At 67.6% G+C, this 16,317-nt stretch carries 22 protein-coding genes; all 22 read right to left on the minus strand.

The genetic code is table 11. From position 1 onward, the window contains the following. Window positions 1-3: 3 nt before the first annotated feature. The gene (locus DEO23_RS16530; RefSeq protein WP_276309461.1) at window positions 4-132 is read right to left on the minus strand and encodes a hypothetical protein; all 129 of its coding nucleotides are present in this window, start codon (window positions 130-132) and stop codon (window positions 4-6) included. Window positions 133-383: 251 nt separating this feature from the next. Then, complete coding sequence (locus tag DEO23_RS14025; protein ID WP_109276655.1) at window positions 384-755, minus strand: hypothetical protein; 372 nt, start codon at window positions 753-755, stop codon at window positions 384-386. Between the two features lie 104 nt (window positions 756-859). Further along, window positions 860-1,438: a phage tail tube protein gene (locus DEO23_RS14030; RefSeq protein ID WP_109276656.1), complete on the minus strand. Its 579-nt coding sequence runs from the start codon at window positions 1,436-1,438 to the stop codon at window positions 860-862. Window positions 1,439-1,503: 65 nt separating this feature from the next. After that, the gene (locus DEO23_RS14035; RefSeq protein ID WP_109276657.1) at window positions 1,504-1,932 is read right to left on the minus strand and encodes a hypothetical protein; all 429 of its coding nucleotides are present in this window, start codon (window positions 1,930-1,932) and stop codon (window positions 1,504-1,506) included. Beyond that, complete coding sequence (locus DEO23_RS14040; protein WP_109276658.1) at window positions 1,932-2,237, minus strand: DUF5403 family protein; 306 nt, start codon at window positions 2,235-2,237, stop codon at window positions 1,932-1,934. The genes DEO23_RS14035 and DEO23_RS14040 overlap by 1 nt, the downstream gene beginning before the upstream one ends. Continuing rightward, the gene (locus tag DEO23_RS14045; RefSeq protein WP_165831858.1) at window positions 2,237-2,524 is read right to left on the minus strand and encodes a hypothetical protein; all 288 of its coding nucleotides are present in this window, start codon (window positions 2,522-2,524) and stop codon (window positions 2,237-2,239) included. The genes DEO23_RS14040 and DEO23_RS14045 overlap by 1 nt, the downstream gene beginning before the upstream one ends. A 62-nt stretch (window positions 2,525-2,586) precedes the next feature. Continuing rightward, entirely contained in the window at window positions 2,587-3,051 is a 465-nt protein-coding gene (locus DEO23_RS14050; RefSeq protein WP_109276660.1) for a Gp19/Gp15/Gp42 family protein, read from the minus strand. Window positions 3,052-3,138: 87 nt separating this feature from the next. After that, window positions 3,139-4,056, minus strand: coding sequence for a phage major capsid protein (locus DEO23_RS14055; RefSeq protein ID WP_109276661.1), 918 nt, complete (start codon window positions 4,054-4,056; stop codon window positions 3,139-3,141). Between the two features lie 26 nt (window positions 4,057-4,082). Beyond that, window positions 4,083-4,556 carry a capsid assembly scaffolding protein Gp46 family protein gene (locus DEO23_RS14060; RefSeq protein ID WP_109276662.1) on the minus strand — a complete coding sequence of 158 codons (474 nt, stop codon included), beginning with the start codon at window positions 4,554-4,556 and terminating at the stop codon, window positions 4,083-4,085. A gap of 62 nt (window positions 4,557-4,618) precedes the next feature. Continuing rightward, window positions 4,619-5,575 carry a VG15 protein gene (locus DEO23_RS14065; protein ID WP_109276663.1) on the minus strand — a complete coding sequence of 319 codons (957 nt, stop codon included), beginning with the start codon at window positions 5,573-5,575 and terminating at the stop codon, window positions 4,619-4,621. After that, on the minus strand, window positions 5,575-6,831 hold the full coding sequence (locus tag DEO23_RS14070; RefSeq protein WP_109276664.1) for a phage portal protein: 1,257 nt from the start codon (window positions 6,829-6,831) through the stop codon (window positions 5,575-5,577). Before DEO23_RS14070 ends, DEO23_RS14065 begins: the two co-directional genes overlap by 1 nt. Beyond that, a complete protein-coding gene (locus DEO23_RS14075; RefSeq protein ID WP_109276665.1) occupies window positions 6,828-8,441 on the minus strand; it encodes a terminase in 1,614 nt (537 codons plus the stop codon). The genes DEO23_RS14070 and DEO23_RS14075 overlap by 4 nt, the downstream gene beginning before the upstream one ends. 23 nt (window positions 8,442-8,464) lie before the next feature. Further along, on the minus strand, window positions 8,465-8,866 hold the full coding sequence (locus tag DEO23_RS14080) for a phage terminase small subunit (protein WP_205678979.1): 402 nt from the start codon (window positions 8,864-8,866) through the stop codon (window positions 8,465-8,467). 175 nt (window positions 8,867-9,041) lie between these two features. After that, window positions 9,042-9,350 carry an HNH endonuclease gene (locus DEO23_RS16640; RefSeq protein ID WP_109276667.1) on the minus strand — a complete coding sequence of 103 codons (309 nt, stop codon included), beginning with the start codon at window positions 9,348-9,350 and terminating at the stop codon, window positions 9,042-9,044. Beyond that, the gene (locus tag DEO23_RS14090; RefSeq protein ID WP_205678981.1) at window positions 9,347-9,580 is read right to left on the minus strand and encodes a hypothetical protein; all 234 of its coding nucleotides are present in this window, start codon (window positions 9,578-9,580) and stop codon (window positions 9,347-9,349) included. Before DEO23_RS14090 ends, DEO23_RS16640 begins: the two co-directional genes overlap by 4 nt. A 94-nt stretch (window positions 9,581-9,674) precedes the next feature. Next, window positions 9,675-9,911 (minus strand): hypothetical protein, encoded by a 237-nt coding sequence (locus DEO23_RS14095; RefSeq protein ID WP_109276668.1) that lies wholly within the window; start codon window positions 9,909-9,911, stop codon window positions 9,675-9,677. A 22-nt stretch (window positions 9,912-9,933) separates the two neighbouring features. After that, complete coding sequence (locus DEO23_RS14100; protein WP_109276669.1) at window positions 9,934-10,761, minus strand: hypothetical protein; 828 nt, start codon at window positions 10,759-10,761, stop codon at window positions 9,934-9,936. Between the two features lie 243 nt (window positions 10,762-11,004). Beyond that, window positions 11,005-11,286 carry a hypothetical protein gene (locus tag DEO23_RS14105; protein ID WP_109276670.1) on the minus strand — a complete coding sequence of 94 codons (282 nt, stop codon included), beginning with the start codon at window positions 11,284-11,286 and terminating at the stop codon, window positions 11,005-11,007. Then, window positions 11,283-11,912, minus strand: coding sequence for a type IV toxin-antitoxin system AbiEi family antitoxin domain-containing protein (locus tag DEO23_RS14110; RefSeq protein WP_109276671.1), 630 nt, complete (start codon window positions 11,910-11,912; stop codon window positions 11,283-11,285). The genes DEO23_RS14105 and DEO23_RS14110 overlap by 4 nt, the downstream gene beginning before the upstream one ends. Beyond that, window positions 11,909-12,286 carry an NERD domain-containing protein gene (locus DEO23_RS14115; protein WP_109276672.1) on the minus strand — a complete coding sequence of 126 codons (378 nt, stop codon included), beginning with the start codon at window positions 12,284-12,286 and terminating at the stop codon, window positions 11,909-11,911. The genes DEO23_RS14110 and DEO23_RS14115 overlap by 4 nt, the downstream gene beginning before the upstream one ends. Next, a complete protein-coding gene (locus DEO23_RS14120) occupies window positions 12,283-13,749 on the minus strand; it encodes a DEAD/DEAH box helicase (protein ID WP_165831859.1) in 1,467 nt (488 codons plus the stop codon). The genes DEO23_RS14115 and DEO23_RS14120 overlap by 4 nt, the downstream gene beginning before the upstream one ends. Then, complete coding sequence (locus DEO23_RS14125; RefSeq protein ID WP_109276674.1) at window positions 13,746-16,208, minus strand: bifunctional DNA primase/polymerase; 2,463 nt, start codon at window positions 16,206-16,208, stop codon at window positions 13,746-13,748. Before DEO23_RS14125 ends, DEO23_RS14120 begins: the two co-directional genes overlap by 4 nt. Between the last annotated feature and the right edge of the window lie 109 nt (window positions 16,209-16,317).

A 16,317-nucleotide genomic window follows, 5' to 3' on the forward strand; every position in this document is an offset into this window, starting at 1 on the left:
CCACTATGTGCGCAGGGACGCGAGAGCGCTGCCCCAATGCATGTCTGCGACCGACGCGGGCCGGTCTTCGATCTGTTCCTTCTTCGCCTCGGGGCGTTCCACCGGGTCGCGCAGCCGGGCCTTCTTGTTCACCGCCGTTGCGGAGGTCTGGAACTGCTGCCCGTCGAGAAGGTCCGCCAGGAGGGTCGTGGTCAGGGACCAGCCGAACCATTTCTCGCCACCGAGCTCCTGGGCGCGCCACAGGGATTCGGGCTCGACGGCGAGACGTGCCAGGCACTGCTCGAGCAGGATGGTGCGGGGCGCGTTGATCGCTTCATGGAAGTCGATGCGGTAGAGCGCCCAGAGGTCACCGATGGTCTCCGGGCGCTCTTCGACCCAGTCGGTCAGGCGTCGTCTTTTCCCATTTCACCGGCGTAGGCGACGGCGAGGTTCATGGCCCTTTCCATGCCACCGGGCCCCATGGTGAACGTGTCGAACTTCGCGCTGTCGATGGCGAAGTGCTCAGAGACGTAGTCGATGAGGTCGGCGACGGCGTCGAAGTCGAGCGATTCGAGGTCGACGCCCTCGCTGTCGCCACTTTCGTCGAGGAGGCCGAGGCGGACGAGGCGACCGGTGAGACGGGCCTGGTCGGACCCCTTGACCTTGGAGAACGGTTCAAGGAGCTTGTGCCCTTCGACGTCAGCGAAGGACTGCTGCTTCTCGGCGTCCTGGGCGGTCTTGGTGGTCTTGTGGTCCTGCGGGGTCTTGGTGGGCATGGTGTGAGCCTTTCTGTGTGAGCCGTGAGCCTGTGGGGTGGAGAGGGACCTGCCGCCGCGCCGGCTCACGGTGGCGCGGCGGCAGGCGATGGTGGGGCGGTGTGTCAGGCCGCGGGGGCGACGGCGTACGGGCGCGGCTCGAACCACTGCCAGAGAGCGCCGGTGCCGGGGGAGGAGAGGATCGCGACCGACAGGGGGATCTCCATGTACTCCTCGAGGTCGAACGTGGGGAACGATCCCTTGATGTCCGTGTTCGGGAGGTACAGGCCGGCGATGTTGCTGCCGTCCTCGGTGACGATCTGCAGTGCCTTTCCGGTGGAGCGGCCGGACGAGTCGACGGTGTAGGACTGGGATGCCTCGTCGTAGGTGTGGCCGGCGAACCCGAGGTTGAACGTCTCGGCGGACGCGTTCACGGAGTTGATGGTCGCGGAGATGGTCTCGTCCTCGCGGACGACGCCGGTCTTGAGGCGATCCCAGGTGCGCTTGTACGTGGTGTCGCCGCCGTCGGTCTCGAACTCGATGAGGTTCTCGCTCGAGGTGTCGCCGAGCCAGATCCAGTCGCCGTAGGTGGACTCGTCGAGAAACTTGAACGTGGTGGGGTCGAGGGGGTCGGCGTCGACGTCGTTGTAGAAGACGTGGCCGATGCCGGCGATGTGCAGCTTGACGGTGTCTGCGGTGGCCATGGAAGGGCTCCTTCATGAGAAACGGCACCCCATGTGCTGGGATGCCGTGACGGTGGGGTGAGTGGTCAGTGCCGGGCGATGACGTCCAGCACGCAGTCGAAGCGGTGCACGTTGTCCGCTTCGAGGTCCGATTGGACCGGAGTGGGTTGCGTCGAAGTGGTGGTGATTCTCGACAGCCACCCGTAGGGGGTTGCGGTGCCTGACCGCCACGCAGTGAAGAATCCGCGGTACATGGCGTCGCAGATCTGTGCCGCCTGGGCGCGTCTGCTCGAGTAGCAGCGGAGGGAGATCGTGAACGCTGCCGACGATTCGGCGGGCCCGTTAGGGACGCTCGCGGGCGCTGAGGTGCCCACGATGACGAGGGGGAGTGCCCCGGGGGCTGTCGGATCGACCTGCGATTCGACACGCACCTCGTCGGCCGCCGCGGTGGAGGCGAGCGCGTAGGCGAGGGACGGGGCGTCCACGGTGAACCGGTCGAACATCAGATCGGCCATCAGAACCTCCGGGCGGCGTTCGAGAAGATGAACGCGCCGGGCACCTGGGTGCCGTTCTTCGTTCTGTGCCCGAACTCGATCGACCAGGCGGCAGGATCCTCGGCCCACACGGCACGGTCAGTGACGCCCTTCTCGCCCGGGACTCTGCCGGACGTGATCGACCGCTGGAAGTCACCTGTTTCGCGGTGCTTCGCTGCCTCCGAGGTCACAGCGGACCGGACCTTACTCGCGGCCCGATCCATCTCGGATGCTTCACCGGCGATGCGTGCAGCGAGGAGACCAGCGTTCTTGTTGACTGTCGCCATCAGTGACCCTCCGCCCCACGGCTCGTGATGAGGACGTCGAAGTGCCCCGTCCTGGGCGACATCCCGTAGATGCGTGCCTCGCCGTCCTGGTCGAACACGCGCCCCTCGTAGGGACCGGCGTCGATGCGGATCGTGGAGTTGATGCCGCCCGGCCAGGGGCCGCGGCCGATAACCCGGCAGCTGGTGCGTGCCTGCACGCCCAGTGCTTCGGCTTCGGCCGCGTCCACTGGCTGGATGGCGATGTGGCCGACGGTGACCGGGGCGCCGGGTTCGACAGTGCTCCCCATCGAGTCCTTCACCGTCACCATCGGAGTGACAGTCACCGTGTGCGGGCCGCGGCCGAGGAGACTCACTGCCACACCTCCGGGACTGGGTCGGCGATCTGGTCACCACCGCCCCAGCCGTACTGGAACCACCACTGCGGTGGCACCCGGTATCGGTCGGTGATGTACCCGTCCGTCTCGACGGCGACAGAGCGGACCCGGCCGATGCCGAGCTTCGCCCAGTCGCCGTCAAGGATGTCGAGGAGTCCGGAGGCGACCTGCAGGTTCAGCGAGTAGGAGTAGTTCCCCTCGCCTTCCTGCCGCATGATTCCGTTGTCCGGAGCCCGTAGGACACGGGCAACGGCCTCGCCTTCGATGTCGGCGACGAGCGCTGTGAAAGCCTCATCGTCGATGCGAGTGTCGAGGTCAGGAATCCTTGCTCGCAGGAGCCTTTCGGCCCTGTCGAGAAGGTCGTCGACGTACCGGTTCTCCGTCTCCGTCAGATCCCGCATCAGGGACGTCTCGACGTCGTGCGGGCTTCCGATCGCCATCGCTGTCCACCTCCCAGTCGGGTCCGAGGCTGCGGGCGTCGTGGCCGCTGTTGACCACGACGCCCGTGCGCTTGTTGCGCAGGCGCATCACTCGCCGCCGCTCTCGGAGGTGCCCTCCTCGTAGGCGGCGAAGGCGTCGGCGTCGATGTACCAGCCGGCCTCGAACTCGATCCGGTAGAGGATCATGTTGTCCTGGAACGCGTTCCAGGTCTTCCCGGAACCGTCGACCCACGACGCCTGGTCGGAGCGGGTCAGCTCGACGTTCTCGGAGAAGCCCCAGTGGAGCTTCTCCCAGTCACCCACGAAGCCGCGGACGCCGGTGTCGGGCTGAGAGCCGACGCGGCCGGACACGGCGCGACCGAACGCGGTCTTGAGACCGGCGAACTGGCCGACGACCTGGTTGAGGTTCGGCATGGAGGAGGTGCCGCCAGCCGGCGCGAGCTGCTGCTGGGAGGCCAGGGCCAGCTTCGTCCGGTAGCGGGGGTCGAACGCGAACCCGTCGGGGTCGGAGTCGACCGCGGCGAGGTCGTAGCCCGCGAGGATCTGCGGCACCAGATCACCGTCGGTCAGGCCGACACGGTTCGTGGTCTGGTTGATGAAGGGCGCGTTGGGGATCGCGGTCCCGTTGAACGCGGACTTGCCGTAGAAGATGCCGAGGTCGAGCTGCCGCTGGACCGCGTTCTGCATGTCCTGCTGCATGATCGTGAGCATCTGCGCGGGGTTCGCGCGGGCGGCCTCCTTGGAGACGCCGACGAGACCGGCGAACTTCCACGGGACCACGCTCCTGGTGGTGAAGGTGACGTCCGAGGCGGGCTTCGGGGAGGCCTCCGCGGTGTAGCCGACCTCGAAGCCACCCTCGTAGACGGGGATGACCTTGCCATTGGTCGGCATCGGCTCGGACGGCGAGAGCTGTCCGGCGACGGACTGCTCGAATGCCTGCTTCATGGTGGTCGCTGCCCAGTCCTGGGGCAGGGGGACGGAGAGTCCGTCAAGGGTGATAGCCATGGTGGCTGTCCTTTCAGATGAGGGGGTCAGAGTCCGAAGAACTCCCGAGCCGCCGCGTCTGCGGAGGGCTCGGCAGGGTCAGCCGCCTGGGCCGGGTCGAGGCGACGCTCCTGGGGCGCCTCTCCGCGCAGTTCCGCGAGGGACTGCACGGACGACTTCCACGCCTCTTCGTCGTCACCGACGACCTGGGGCGCGTACTTCCGGGGGAGGCCCGCGTCGATCAGCAGGTTCTCCTTCGTACGGATCGTCGAGAGCTCGGCATATTCCTGCTCCTTCGACTTCACCGTGTCGTCGGTGAGCTGGACGGTTGCCTGCAGCTCTTCGACCTTCTTCGCGGACTCGTCTCGGTCCTTGACTGCGTCGTCACGCTCCTGCGTGAGAGAGGTCTTGTCGGCCTTGAGCCGGTCCACGTCGCCGCGGAGGTTCTGGATGAGAGTCCACGCCTTCTCGGCGTCGAAGTTCTCGTCGTCGCCCCACGGCTTCTGCTGATCGTCGGTCATCGGTGCCTCCTGGGCATGGTGAGGACCGCCCACCTGGGGCGGTCGCTGTCGGATGGTGGCGGTCAGGCCGCCGTCCGCGCTGCTCCGACGGAGCCGCGCAGGTCTGTGATCGGCAGGCTGTCGCCTGCCTCCTCGAGGCGCCGCAGCGCTTGCTCGACGGCGGCAAGGTTCGGGTTCTTCGCGGAGATCTTGTCCCAGTCGGCGTTCTCGACCGCGTCCTTGTAGAACCGCTCGAGCTTCCGCCAGTCCTCTCGGCCGGGCCACGCCGTGAACGTGTAGATCGGCACGACGAGGCAGTCGCAGTTCGGGTGGTACGTGTTCACGTACCCGGCCGTCGTGGTGTCGTACAGGTTGGACGCCTTGACCCGGCCTGCCGCCGACGCCGACTCGTACACGGGGCCGCGAGATGCGAGCGTCACGCAGAACCCGCAGTTCTCGGCGCCAGTGAGCATGCGAGCCCACGACACGGCTCGCGACTCCCGCAGGGACCGGTCGACACCGTCGAGACCCTGCAGCTTGCGGTACAGGTCCGCTTGGCGGTCCTCGAGGCTCTTGAACTGGTCCGGTGACAGGGCGTCACGCGACCAATGCGACCGGTCCTGGTCGGTCTCCGGCTCCCGACCGTCCTCGACGGACCGGACGACGGTCTGCCGTGCCGCATCCTCGACGTGCTGGCCGAGCATCGGAGCGATGATCTGGACAGCCTCATCAGGCGAGCTACGCAGCTCTTCTCGCAGCACCGTCTGGACGGACTCCTCGGAGTAGCCCGACGGGGATGGCACGTAGGGTGTGATCTTCCCGCCGGTCTGCTCCTCGGCCTGCGTACCGAGCATGTCGACCGCGTGACCGTGAGCCTCCGACCTGTAGGAGCGAACAACCTCGGTCAGTGCCGGCGTCAGCACCTGGATCGACTGGTCGCGTTCGGTGCGGTCGTAGATCGACCGGATGAGCCGGCCGATGGCGGCCTCGGCGGCACGCCGAGTCGCGTCGAGCGCGAGCCGATAGGCGGCGAGGATCATCAGGCCCCCATCTGGTTCCGCATCCCGGAGACGGCGTCACCGCGTGCGTCCTCCCGGGCCTTCTGCTCCGGGGTCAGCTGCAGGTAGTCCCGAGCGGTCTGTGCCGACACGACGCCCTGGGCGTGCGCCTGCAGGATGTTCGCCGACTTCGCCGACGCCGACGTGAGCGCCGGATCCCGCCACTGCAGCTCGAGCGTCTCGAGCCCGGCGACCTTCTGCCCCTGCATCTCGAGAGCGAGACGAGCCGTGTCCTCGATCGGGTCGCCGAACATCGACTGCTTCACCTCGGCGCGGGCGATCAGCCGGTCCTTCGCGACCCGCATGGCCTCCGCCGAAGAGGGGTTGTCCGTCGAGATGCCGAGCATCGACGGCGGGATCCCCGTCACCGACGAAATGATCTGCGCGTACAGCTTGTAGGTGTTGACGATCTGCGACAGGTCCGCGCCGGGGATCTGTCCGGCCTTCCCGTCCGAGGGACCGGTGATGAAGTGGCCGAAGTAGGACTTCAGTGCCTTCTCCATCGAGTCCGGGGACTCTGCGCCGTCCGCGAAGACGTACCGGGTCGGCATCGCCAGGAGCTCCTGGGCGACCTGCAGGTTCGTCAGCGACCGTGACGCCGCGTCCGTGGTCGTGGCGATCTCGAGGATCTCCGAGCGGCCATTGACGTCGCCGAGGCGGGCCTTGTTCGTCAGTGGAACGACCGCTGGCCGTGATGCTCCCGTCGTGACGCGCGACCCGGGGACCTCGACCCAGTCACCGCCGACATGCTGGTAGTACAGGGTCTCGCCCGGAAGGTAGTGGGCGGCGAACGCCTCCCCACCCGACTTGTAGCGGCGGACGGCGGCCGACACCTCGCCCATGTGGTCGTACTCGACGGCCATGCCGGCGCGCCGGTGCGCGGTGATCCGCGGGATGTCACCTGTGCCAGGGCCAACGATGAGGAACGACTGGCCCTGCACGAGCGCCTCGACGATTGCGAGCTTCACCGCCGTGTCGAGGTTGTTCGCCTGCCACCAGCGGCGCAGAAGATCAGGGGTCTGCTGACTGCTGGCGAGGGTGAATCCCTCCGGGTTCAGCACCTCGGCGAGAACGTCGACGGCGAACTTCGGGAACGGGGCGACCTGCTCGAGAACCCGCACCTGCGGCGGCAGCGACACGCCCAGGGAATCCAGGGTCACAGTGCCTTCGTAGTAGCCCTCGAGCTTCGTGAACTGCAGCGGCATGCCAGAGCGGCGGATCAGGGACTCGAAGCTCACCAGATCACCACCCTCGTCTTGTTGTGTCGCTTCTCGTAGTCATCCGAGGTCTTCACGATCCGGTACACCATGCGGGCGCCGATCACACAGACCGCGGCGTCGATCTTGTTCGGCGACTTCGGGGACTCCTTCTTGATCGAGAACCGGCCCCGCGTCTCGTTCACACGGGCGTTGCCGATGTGCCTGGACGTGTCCCAGTTCCCGTCATGCGTGAACCCGCCGTCCTGGATCTCCGCGAAGCACATCTCCGCGGCCTCCGCGAACGGGTAGGCGTGCGAGCGCATGTCCCAGGCGATCGCCGCCGGCTCCTTGCCTTTCGGCACAGCCCACAGCAGCAGATCCTCGCCGTACTTCTCCGGCCATGACGTCTTCACCTGCGACTCCCACTCCCGGACATCAGCCCAAAACGCCAGCACCGTGAACCGGTCGAACGTGCGCGCAAGCGCGCCCTCGACTGCGGCCACGTTCACGACGCCCGTGACGCGCTCCGGTGCCCACACACCGACCGTGAACACGTGCCCATCGGACAGGCAGCAGCCCACCAGGGCCGTGTGGTCGTTGCTCTTCGACCCATCGAAGAACAGGACGATCTCCTCACCGTCCTCAAGGGACCGTGACGGTTCCGCCAGCACGGACCACTCCTGCAAAGTGACCCATGCGTTCTCCGCGGCGTTCGGCTGGTTCAGGAAGAACCGGCGGGCCCGCGACTCCGGGTAGTTCGTCGCCCAGATCTGGTTGCGGATCGCGTCGATCTTGCCCGCATCAACCCATCCACAGTCCGCGTACACGGCCTCGAGGGCCTCCGTCAGCCCGACCTCGCCCGGCTCCGGCTGATCGTTCAACACCGTGTTCGGCGGGGCGATCACGGCGTCGTACAGGATGCTCTGCGTCGCCCAGGTGGCGCCCTCCTGCTGCTCGCACCAGGCTTCGAACGTCGACTCCGCAACCGAGCCCGCACCAGGCGTCCACGCGTTCGACGTCTCCAGCACCCGCGACCCGGTCTTCACCGCGTTCTGCGTGAGCGTCTCCATCAGGCCCGGGCCACCCATGCCAGGTGTCCAATGCTCCGTCTCGTCACCGATCACGAACGACACCTCGGCGCCCTCAGCGGACCCCTCCGACGACGTGATCTGCTCGAGCTTCCCGCCAGACGGAGTCTCGATGTACGTCTTCCCGGAATCCAGTCCGAACTTCTTCGCCAGCGGCGTCCGCTTGTTCGCCATCGCCCGGACCATGCGCATCGTGTTCGCCGTCTGCTTCTCCGACGTCGCCGCGATCTGCACCAGCGGCATAGACACCGGCATCCCGATCACGCCGCCCGGCACGTCCGGATCGAACTGCGCGACCCGCACCGGCCCGAGGAGCTCAGCGAGCGCGAGGACGGCCGCGAACGGCGACTTCCCCGAGCCCTTCGCCAGACGCCGCACACCCCGGTTGTGCAGCCAGCGGCCATCCCGATCGACCGCGTAGAACCACAGGATGAACCGGGCTTGACCCGTCGTCGGCTCAAACGGTCGACCAGTCATCGGCCCGTTCGGCTGCCGAATGTTGTCCTCGATCCACCACAGGACCTCATAGCCCAGCGTGAACTCCGGGACACCCTCCGGCATGGTGACGGTCCGCTCGCGAGGAGCTACCCGAGTCGCTGCCTCCACTTGTCCATCACCACGACCTTCGAATCGTCATCGTCCTCGGCGGACGGGCGGGACAGCTCGATCTGCAGGCGGCGACGATCACCCTCGGTCAGCATCAGCCCGGTCAGCGCCGACATGATCGTCTGCAGCATCTGCCCGGACCGCTTCGCACCGTTCTTGTAGTGGGACAGGTCGTCCATCAGGGAGTAGGCGACCGCCCAGTCCGACGGCTCGTAGAAGCGCGCCTGCCCGGACTGGCCCATCGCCTTCCACAGGCGCTTCGCGATCGGATGCCAGTCACGCGACGCCGGCGGCTGCTTCACCACATCAGCGCCCGCGGCCTTCTCGACATCCCGCTCGGGAGCGTTGCGCCGCTGGCGGGACTCAGTGCGCTTCGGCATCGGTCCTCGAGTGCCCATCGTCCGCACCTCCGATGCATACTCATGCGGTAGCTGCTAGTCAGATCGACCTCGAAACCCGTACAGGATCTCTGAGCCTAAACGCGGAGCGGCGAAACCGGCCCCCGGGGAGGGCACCCCCTGGGTACGTATGCATGCACTGCATACGCATGCACGATCATGCGGCGTCGCGATCGGACCTGAATCCCGGATGCTGACGTGGCGGTCGATGCGTGCGCTTCGGTCGACGCTTCGCCGTTCCACCATCACGACCAGTACGACGCATGTGGCACGAACGGCACAGCAGCCGAAGATTCTCGATCGAATGATCGTTGCCTCGCGCGATGTGATCGACGTCAGTGCCTCGCTCGCCGCATTGGACGCAGCGTCCGCTGTCGCGTGCGATGACGCTCTGCCTGATGCGACGCCAGTCCTTGGGCAGCTGACGCATGCGCGCATGCTGGTTGTTCCAGCCGCTGCGCTTCATCCCTTCCGCCTGAGCCGCTTGTTCGCCTTCGCGTTGATCTTGGACTGTGAGGACTTGGAGAGGTTGCCGGCCTTGCGCTGCTGGGCGGCACGGGCCTTGGCATTGCGGGCGCGGGCCTTGGTGTCGACGGGGTAGCGGCGGGAGCCGGGGAGGCCGAACTGGCTGGGCTTGAGGGAGCGTCGCTTCTTGGCGGGGATGCTGTTGGTCTTGCTGGTGTTCTTCTTCGCCATGGGGTGCCTCCTCAGAGATGAGGGGTGGGGGTGTTCAGCGAAGAGGGGGCTTCTCGATGGAGGGGCCGGGGTGTGCTGTGTGAGGCCGGGATCATCAGCCGGGGCCGGCGGGGTTCTTGCCGCCGTGGTGGCCGGGGTAGAGGCCGGTGGCTCGCTTGTGGAGGAGGTTGCAGTAGCCCTTGGCGCGGCCGGGCATGTACTTCTCGAGGTGGCGGACGCAGCGGTCGAAGTCGCCGGGGGTGCCCCAGCGGATCTTGAGGCCGCCTTCGCCGGTGGTCCAGTAGCGGCGGAGTCGTTCGGCGTTGCCGTCGCCGGGGTGGAGGTCTGCCATGGCTCGCCTCCTGGGGTGGTGGCTACTGGAGCTGGGCTTCCTGCAGTTGCTGAATGCGCTGGCGGTCTTCGGTGGCGAAGACGTCGAGGAGCTGCTGTGCTTCGCTGGGTAGGTCGGTCGGGTAGGTACCGACTGCTCGGGTGCTGTAGAGCGACGCGAGGGGGAGGAGGTCGCTGGGTGCGGGGAACTCGCGGGGCCCGTTGGTGATCTGGGCGGTGATCTTGCGGGCTGCGTCGTCGAGGTGTCCGAGGGAGAGGCTGGTGTGCCAGCTGGGACTGTTGCCGTAGCGGGCGCGAGCGTTTGTCTCGGCTTCGAGGAGTGCGTCGGCGTGGGCGTCGGTTCGGAGTTGTCCGCGCTGCCGGATGGTGAGGACGAGCAGGACGGTGGCGATGATGGCGAGGAGGCCGATGACGCCGCCGAGGAATCCGAGGGGTGTCTCGGAGCCGTCGGAGATGCCGACGAGGATGAAGGCGAGAATCCATGTGGCGCCGGTGGCGATCGCGTAGTTGCGGATCTTCTTGTCGAGGCTGGGGTGCCGTCCGGGGTTGGTGTCGACGGTGTCACGGGCGTTGTTGATGGCGGTGTCGAGGATGGCGTTCCAGGCGTCGTCGCGGGCTTGGATGGTGGCCGCGGTGTCTCGGGCGTGGTTCTTCCAGTGCTGGAAGTGCTGTCCTTCGGGGGTGGTGCGCCATTGTGCGAAGTGGGCGTTCTGGGAGACCTGAGCGCTTTCCTGGGTGATGCGCTGCAGCTCGGCGTCTCGGTCGGCTTGCTCTTTGGCGAGCCGGTTCTTCTGGATGGTCATCCCGGCCATTTGGAGGGAGACGAGTCCGAGGTACGTGTTGGTCTTCATGGTGTGAGCCCTCGCTTTTGGTTCTCTGCGAATCCTATCGGCGAGGTGGGGACGGTTGGGCCCCGCTCCCTGGCATGGGGGGGTGCGGACCGTGGATGCCAGGGGGCGGGGTGCGCCGGCCCCTGCCCCGGGGCGGCGCACCGGGGAGCAGGGGGATGCTCGACCCGGGGTATGCGAGAAGCCCCCGTCCACCGTGTGGGTGCTCGAGGGCTTCTGGGCATGCTTATTCCTGAAGTCAGTGTCTCACGCCTTCTGGCCGCCTGCAACGTCGTCGAGGAACTCGATTGCGAGACCGTCAGGAAGCATCATCTCGATGCGCGGAGAGATCACGTTGCCTTCGTCGGACACGAGAGCTCCCGCGATGAAGTGCCCCTCGGGCTTCGGCGGGTCCGTGGGAGCGACATGCTCGTCTACGCGGATGATCACGTTCTCGCGGTCGTAGCGGGGCGTCGGTGGGGTGAGCTTGATCGTGCGGCCCTTGATGGCCCATCCGTCGCCGAGGTGCTGGATGCGATGGGTGCTCATGCGGTTCTCCTTGCGTGGAGGATGTCGCCGGCGCGGTACCGGCCGGGCCTGGTCTCGCTGATCTTTCCACGGTGTCGCCACGTCGTGATGGTGGATGGGTTGATACCGAGGTGGGTGAGATCGCGGCGGGTGAGCTCATGATCGGGGTTGTCCTCGAGGGCGTCCCAAACGTCGTCGATGCTGCGGGTTGGTGGTGGGGTGATGTCGGGAGCGTTGCCGGTGAGGCGGGCGAGGCGCCACCAGAGGGCGTCGATGTCGGCCCGCCAGGCAGGGGCCCAGGGGGATTCGACGATGGCGGGCGTGAGGTCGTGGAGGCGTCGCCAGTTCTCGGCCCAGGTGTGCCGGGGGTGTCCGTCGAGGGTTTCGACCCATTCGCGGATAATCTGCTGTGGGTGGGGGAGGTCGTCGCCGTGGTCGGCGTCGGGGGCGTAGGGGGCGCGCATGGCGAGGGCGTCGCCGCCGGGGAGGCGGCTGGTGGTGCCGTGGGTGGGGGCGAGGCTCATGCTGTATCCGGTGATGGTGATCATGGTGTCGGTGAGCAGGGGGACCCATTGGCGGATGTCGTCGAGTCGGTTGCGGTATCGGGCGATCTGGTTGAGCTGCTCGAAGTCGTCGAGGTGTGTCACTGGTTCGCCTCCTGGGGTCGGGTGCCGGTGAGCAGGCTGATGAGGTCGTGGACGGTGAGCATGACGACCTGGTCGGCGGGGTTGGTGGTGCCGCGGCGTTTGGCGATGACGAGGCCGACTCCGGCGTCGTCGTTGCCGCGTTCGATGTCTGCTTCGGCGAGCCAGGGGCCGACGAGGTAGCGGCCGCCATAGTCCTTGCATTCGATGACGATGCGTTGGCCCATGTGTCGCAGTCCGCCGATGTCGCCGCGGTCGTTGCTGCCGGTCTTGACGCGTCGGTCGATGCGGTCGTCGATCTGGTGGGCGAGGTGGTCGGCGATGGCGCGTTCGAAGCGGGCGCCGGCGGCTTTCGCTGAGGATCGGCTGCGGGTCATGCTGCGGTCTCCTGTCGGGTGGTGAGGCGGTCGGTGATGAGTTGGCGGATGATGTCGCGGGGCCCGGTGGTGTCGGTGCTGCCGTGGGTGACGTGATGGTCGGAGCCGGGGGTGAGGTCGTCGAGGACGCTGATGGTGCGGCCGAGGACTTGGTGGATGCGGGCGTCGAGGGTGTGTTCGGCGATGAGGGTGGTGATCTGCACGGGCCGGGTCTGGCCGATGCGGTGCTGCCGGTCTTCGGCTTGGACGACGTTGGCGGGGGTCCAGTCGGTTTCGGCGAACAGGGCGGTGGATCCGCGGGTGAGGGTGAGGCCGACGCCGGCGGCGACGATCTGGCCGATGAGGACATCGACTGAGCCGTCCTGGTAGGCCTCCACGGCTTCGGCACGGGCTTGGTGGCCCGTGGCCCCGTCGAGGACGCGAACGTGCGTCTCGGGGCGATCTGAGGCGATCTGGGCGGCGAGGGCGTGAGTGACGTCGCGGTGGATGGTCCAGACGATGAGGGGGTCGCCGGGTGCGCCGTCGAGGTGGGTGGAGATCCAGTCGACGGCGGCGGGGACCTTGGCGAGGCCGGTGGCGCGGCGCAGCTGGGAGGTAAACGGCAGGGCGTCGGCGACGAGCTCGCTGATCTGCTCGTCGGTGGGGTTCGGGTGGCGCTCGAGCCAGGTGTCGATGGTGTCGTCGAGGTCGGCGTGGGCGGCACGGATCGCGGCGGGGTCGGGGGTGACGTGGTGGAGGGCGCGGAGCTTCGTAGGCAGCTGGGGGAGGACGTCGGCCTTGGTGCGGCGGGTCCAGACGTGGTCGGCGAGGAGCTGGTGGAGCTGCGGGAGCTTGGAGGTGATGGGGAGGCGGCCGCCCTTCCAGGGGGCAGGGGTCGTGTACTCGGCGACGAACTCCTGCCCGGTCGGCGCGATCGGCTCGAGCTTTCCAAGGATTCGGAGGATGGGGAGGACGTCGAGGGGGCTGGAGACGATCGGGGTTCCGGTGAGGGCGATGCGATGTGCTGCAGCGTTCTTCAGTCGCAGGATCGACTTGGTGCGCCGGGCGGTGGGGGACTTGAACCGGTGTGCCTCGTCGACGATGAGGAGGTCCGGCGCCCAGGCGGCCAGGAGGTCCTCGAGCGGGCGGCGGGCGGTGACGAGGGAGTCGGGGGCGATGACGTAGCCGGCGCCGAGGAGCTGCTCGGGGGTCTTGCTGCCGGCGGTGATGGAGAGAATGTCTCCGTTGATGCATTCCGCGTTTCGGGTGCGGCGGGTTTCTTTTTCCCAGTTGGTGACGAGGATGGGTGGGCAGATGATCAGGACGCGGGATGTGTTCATGATTCGTGCGGCGAGGAGGGCCTGGATTGTTTTGCCGAGGCCGGGTTCGTCGGCGATGAGGGTGTGGCCGTTCCAGACGGCGGCGCAGGCGCCGTCGAGTTGGTAGGGGAACGGCGTCGGCTGGAAGGGGGGCGGCGTGGTCACCATTGGGGGTCCTCTTCTCCGACGTGGATCTCTCCGGTGAACTGGTTGACGTAGGTCTGCTCGGGGGAACGGACACGGTCTGAGTGCTCCGTTTGGGGACCCCTCGACCGTTCCGTCCCGGGGCCCCCCGTAAGGGGCCCCGGGGAACGGTCATCGGGGAGCGGTCCCCCTGCGTTTCCGGGAACAGTGGAGTAACGGTCGGAAACGGTCGTGGTGTAGGTGGCCAGATCGCCGGTGAAGTCGTCGCTGTCGGGGTCGCTGTGGGACCGGTAGACGTTCGCCGAGCGGAACATGCGGGCCCGGCGGGGCCCCTCGGTCTCAACGATCCAGCCGCCGTCGGCGAGGTGGTTGATGGCCTCGATGACGGTGCCGCGGCGTGCCTTCGATCCTGAGTCTCTGTAGAGGTCGAGAAGGCCACGCAGGGAGGTTTCTTCTCGCATTGTTTCGAGAATGCGGGAGATCTTTTCCATGACCTTCGTGGGGCGGAATGGCTTGTCGGGGTCGGCGGCTTGGAGTTCTCCGTATTCGGGTGGCTGCACGGTGACGGTGGTGGTGCCGTCGCCGTGTGTGGAGTCGAGGCGTACGCGTGCGGCTTCCTGCGTGCGGTCGCTCTTCCGCCAGGCCCCGGCGTGGGCTCGCACGGCGCCGGGGCGGTCCTTGGTGACGCGGACGGTGAGAGTGCCGTCGAGGCCGGGACCGATGGGGGTGAGGGGTTCGATGAGGAACGCTGCCCCATCGATGGCGGCCATCTTGGCCTGTCCTCCGATGGGGAATCTGCCCCGGCCTTCGGTGGACTTGACGACGTGATCGACGAGGATGACGGCCGCGCCGGTGGTGCGGGCGATGCGGCGGGCGATGTCGCGCATCCACGCGGTGATCTCGTCGTTGTCCATGGTGGACTTTCCGTCGAGGCCGAGGGCTTCGGTAACGCCGTCGAGGACGCACAGGTCCCACTGTTGGGCGAGGAGTTGGGCGAACTCGTCGGCTTCGTGGAAGGTGTGGGGGGATGCTTCGGGGCGGACGTACGCGAACGCGTCGCTCAGCAGCTGCTCGGTGGTGGTGCCGAGGGCGGTGAGGCGGCCGGTGACGTCAGGCGCGTCGGATTCGAAGTCGATAAAGAGAACGCGGCCGCCAGTGACGGTAGTGGCGGCGGCGTGTTGGGCGATCCAGGACTTCCCGGATTCGGATTCGCCGTAGACGGTGTGGACCTTGCCCGGGTAGAACAGGGCGGGCCCGTCGGTGCGGGGCATGATGGTGGGTTCGGGCCGGGTGTAGGTGCCGTCGAGGATGGCGGTGAGGTCGAGGGGCCGCCACGAGGGGGCGGGCTCATCGCTTGCAGCTGCTGCTGCGGTGGTGGGGTCGAGGAGCCGGTCGAGGTCGCTCGAGGGTGCAGTCTCGGCGCTGCCCGTGGCCTGCGACGTTGTTGTGTTCTCGCTGGTCGGGTTTGAGGAGGCGGCGCTGGCCGTGTCGACGAGGGTGGAGAGGTCGACGGGGGCGTGGTCCTGGGCGCGCTCCATGGTGGCCTGCGGGTCGGCGTGGGCGGCTTGGGCGACGGCCCACGCGAGGATTCCGCGCCATTCCTCGAGGGCGGCGTGGCCGGTGCGGGCGGTGCCTTGCTGGCCGTGGCCGGGCTGGGCGACGGCGTCGAGGAACGCTTCGCGCAGCTGCTGCTCCGCCTGCGCGGCGGGATAGTAGCCGGCGGCGGCTTCCTTGAGCATCCCGGCGAGGATTGAGACGGCTCGTTGGTGGCGGGAGTCGCCGGCCGCGATCGTCTTCTTGTAGGTGGCGGTGAGGGTGCGGAGCTTGTCGAGGTCGTCGCCGCTGTCATGCTGGGAGATGAAGTCGCGGATCGTTTGGTCGGTGGCGACGTCGACGGGGGTGCTGGTGTTGGCGAGGAGTTCGGCGATCTCGTTGGGCAGCTGGGGGACAGGGCCGGTGCGGCCCCAGGCGTAGTGGCCGTCGGGGTCGGGGTGGGTGGTGGGGGCGACGATGATGACGCCGTTGGCGCCGCGGAGGTCTCCCCAGCCGGTGGGGAGACGGCCGAGGCCGTTGCCGAGGGTGCGGCCTGCGGGTTGGGCGTAGATGTAGTGGCGGCGGGCGGCGTCGGAGCGGCGAGTGCGTTGGAAGGGTGCGGGGTGTTCGGTGAGGGCGGTGGTGAGGACGTCGGGGAGTCTGGTGGGGGTGTCGACGTCGATGACGATGGCGCCGGAGCGGCCGACGTGGAGGAAGATGCCGGCGTCGGTGTGGGTCATCCAGGTGTCGGCGATGATCTCGGGGTCGCGGGTGGTCTTGGACTGCCACTGCTTGCCGAGGATGGAGCCGGGGTGTTTGGTGCCGGGGCGGACGGGGCCGACGTGCCAGCCGTGCTTGGCGTATTCGAAGGCGGCGGTGAGGGTGTCGAGGCCTGTGATGTCGGGGATGGTGAGCGGGGGTGCGGGGTGTGGCTGGGTGGCGGTCATGGTCACGCGGAACCTCCCAGGTGGTTGTCGATGGCGGAGTGGATGGTTTGGGGGCCTCACGTCGAGGCAGCAGAGGGTTCTGCTGGTGTGGCCCACTGGTAGGCGTGGT

It is taken from the genome of Brachybacterium endophyticum, assembly GCF_003130585.1.
In the GTDB taxonomy this organism is placed as follows: Bacteria; Actinomycetota; Actinomycetes; order Actinomycetales; family Dermabacteraceae; genus Brachybacterium; species Brachybacterium endophyticum.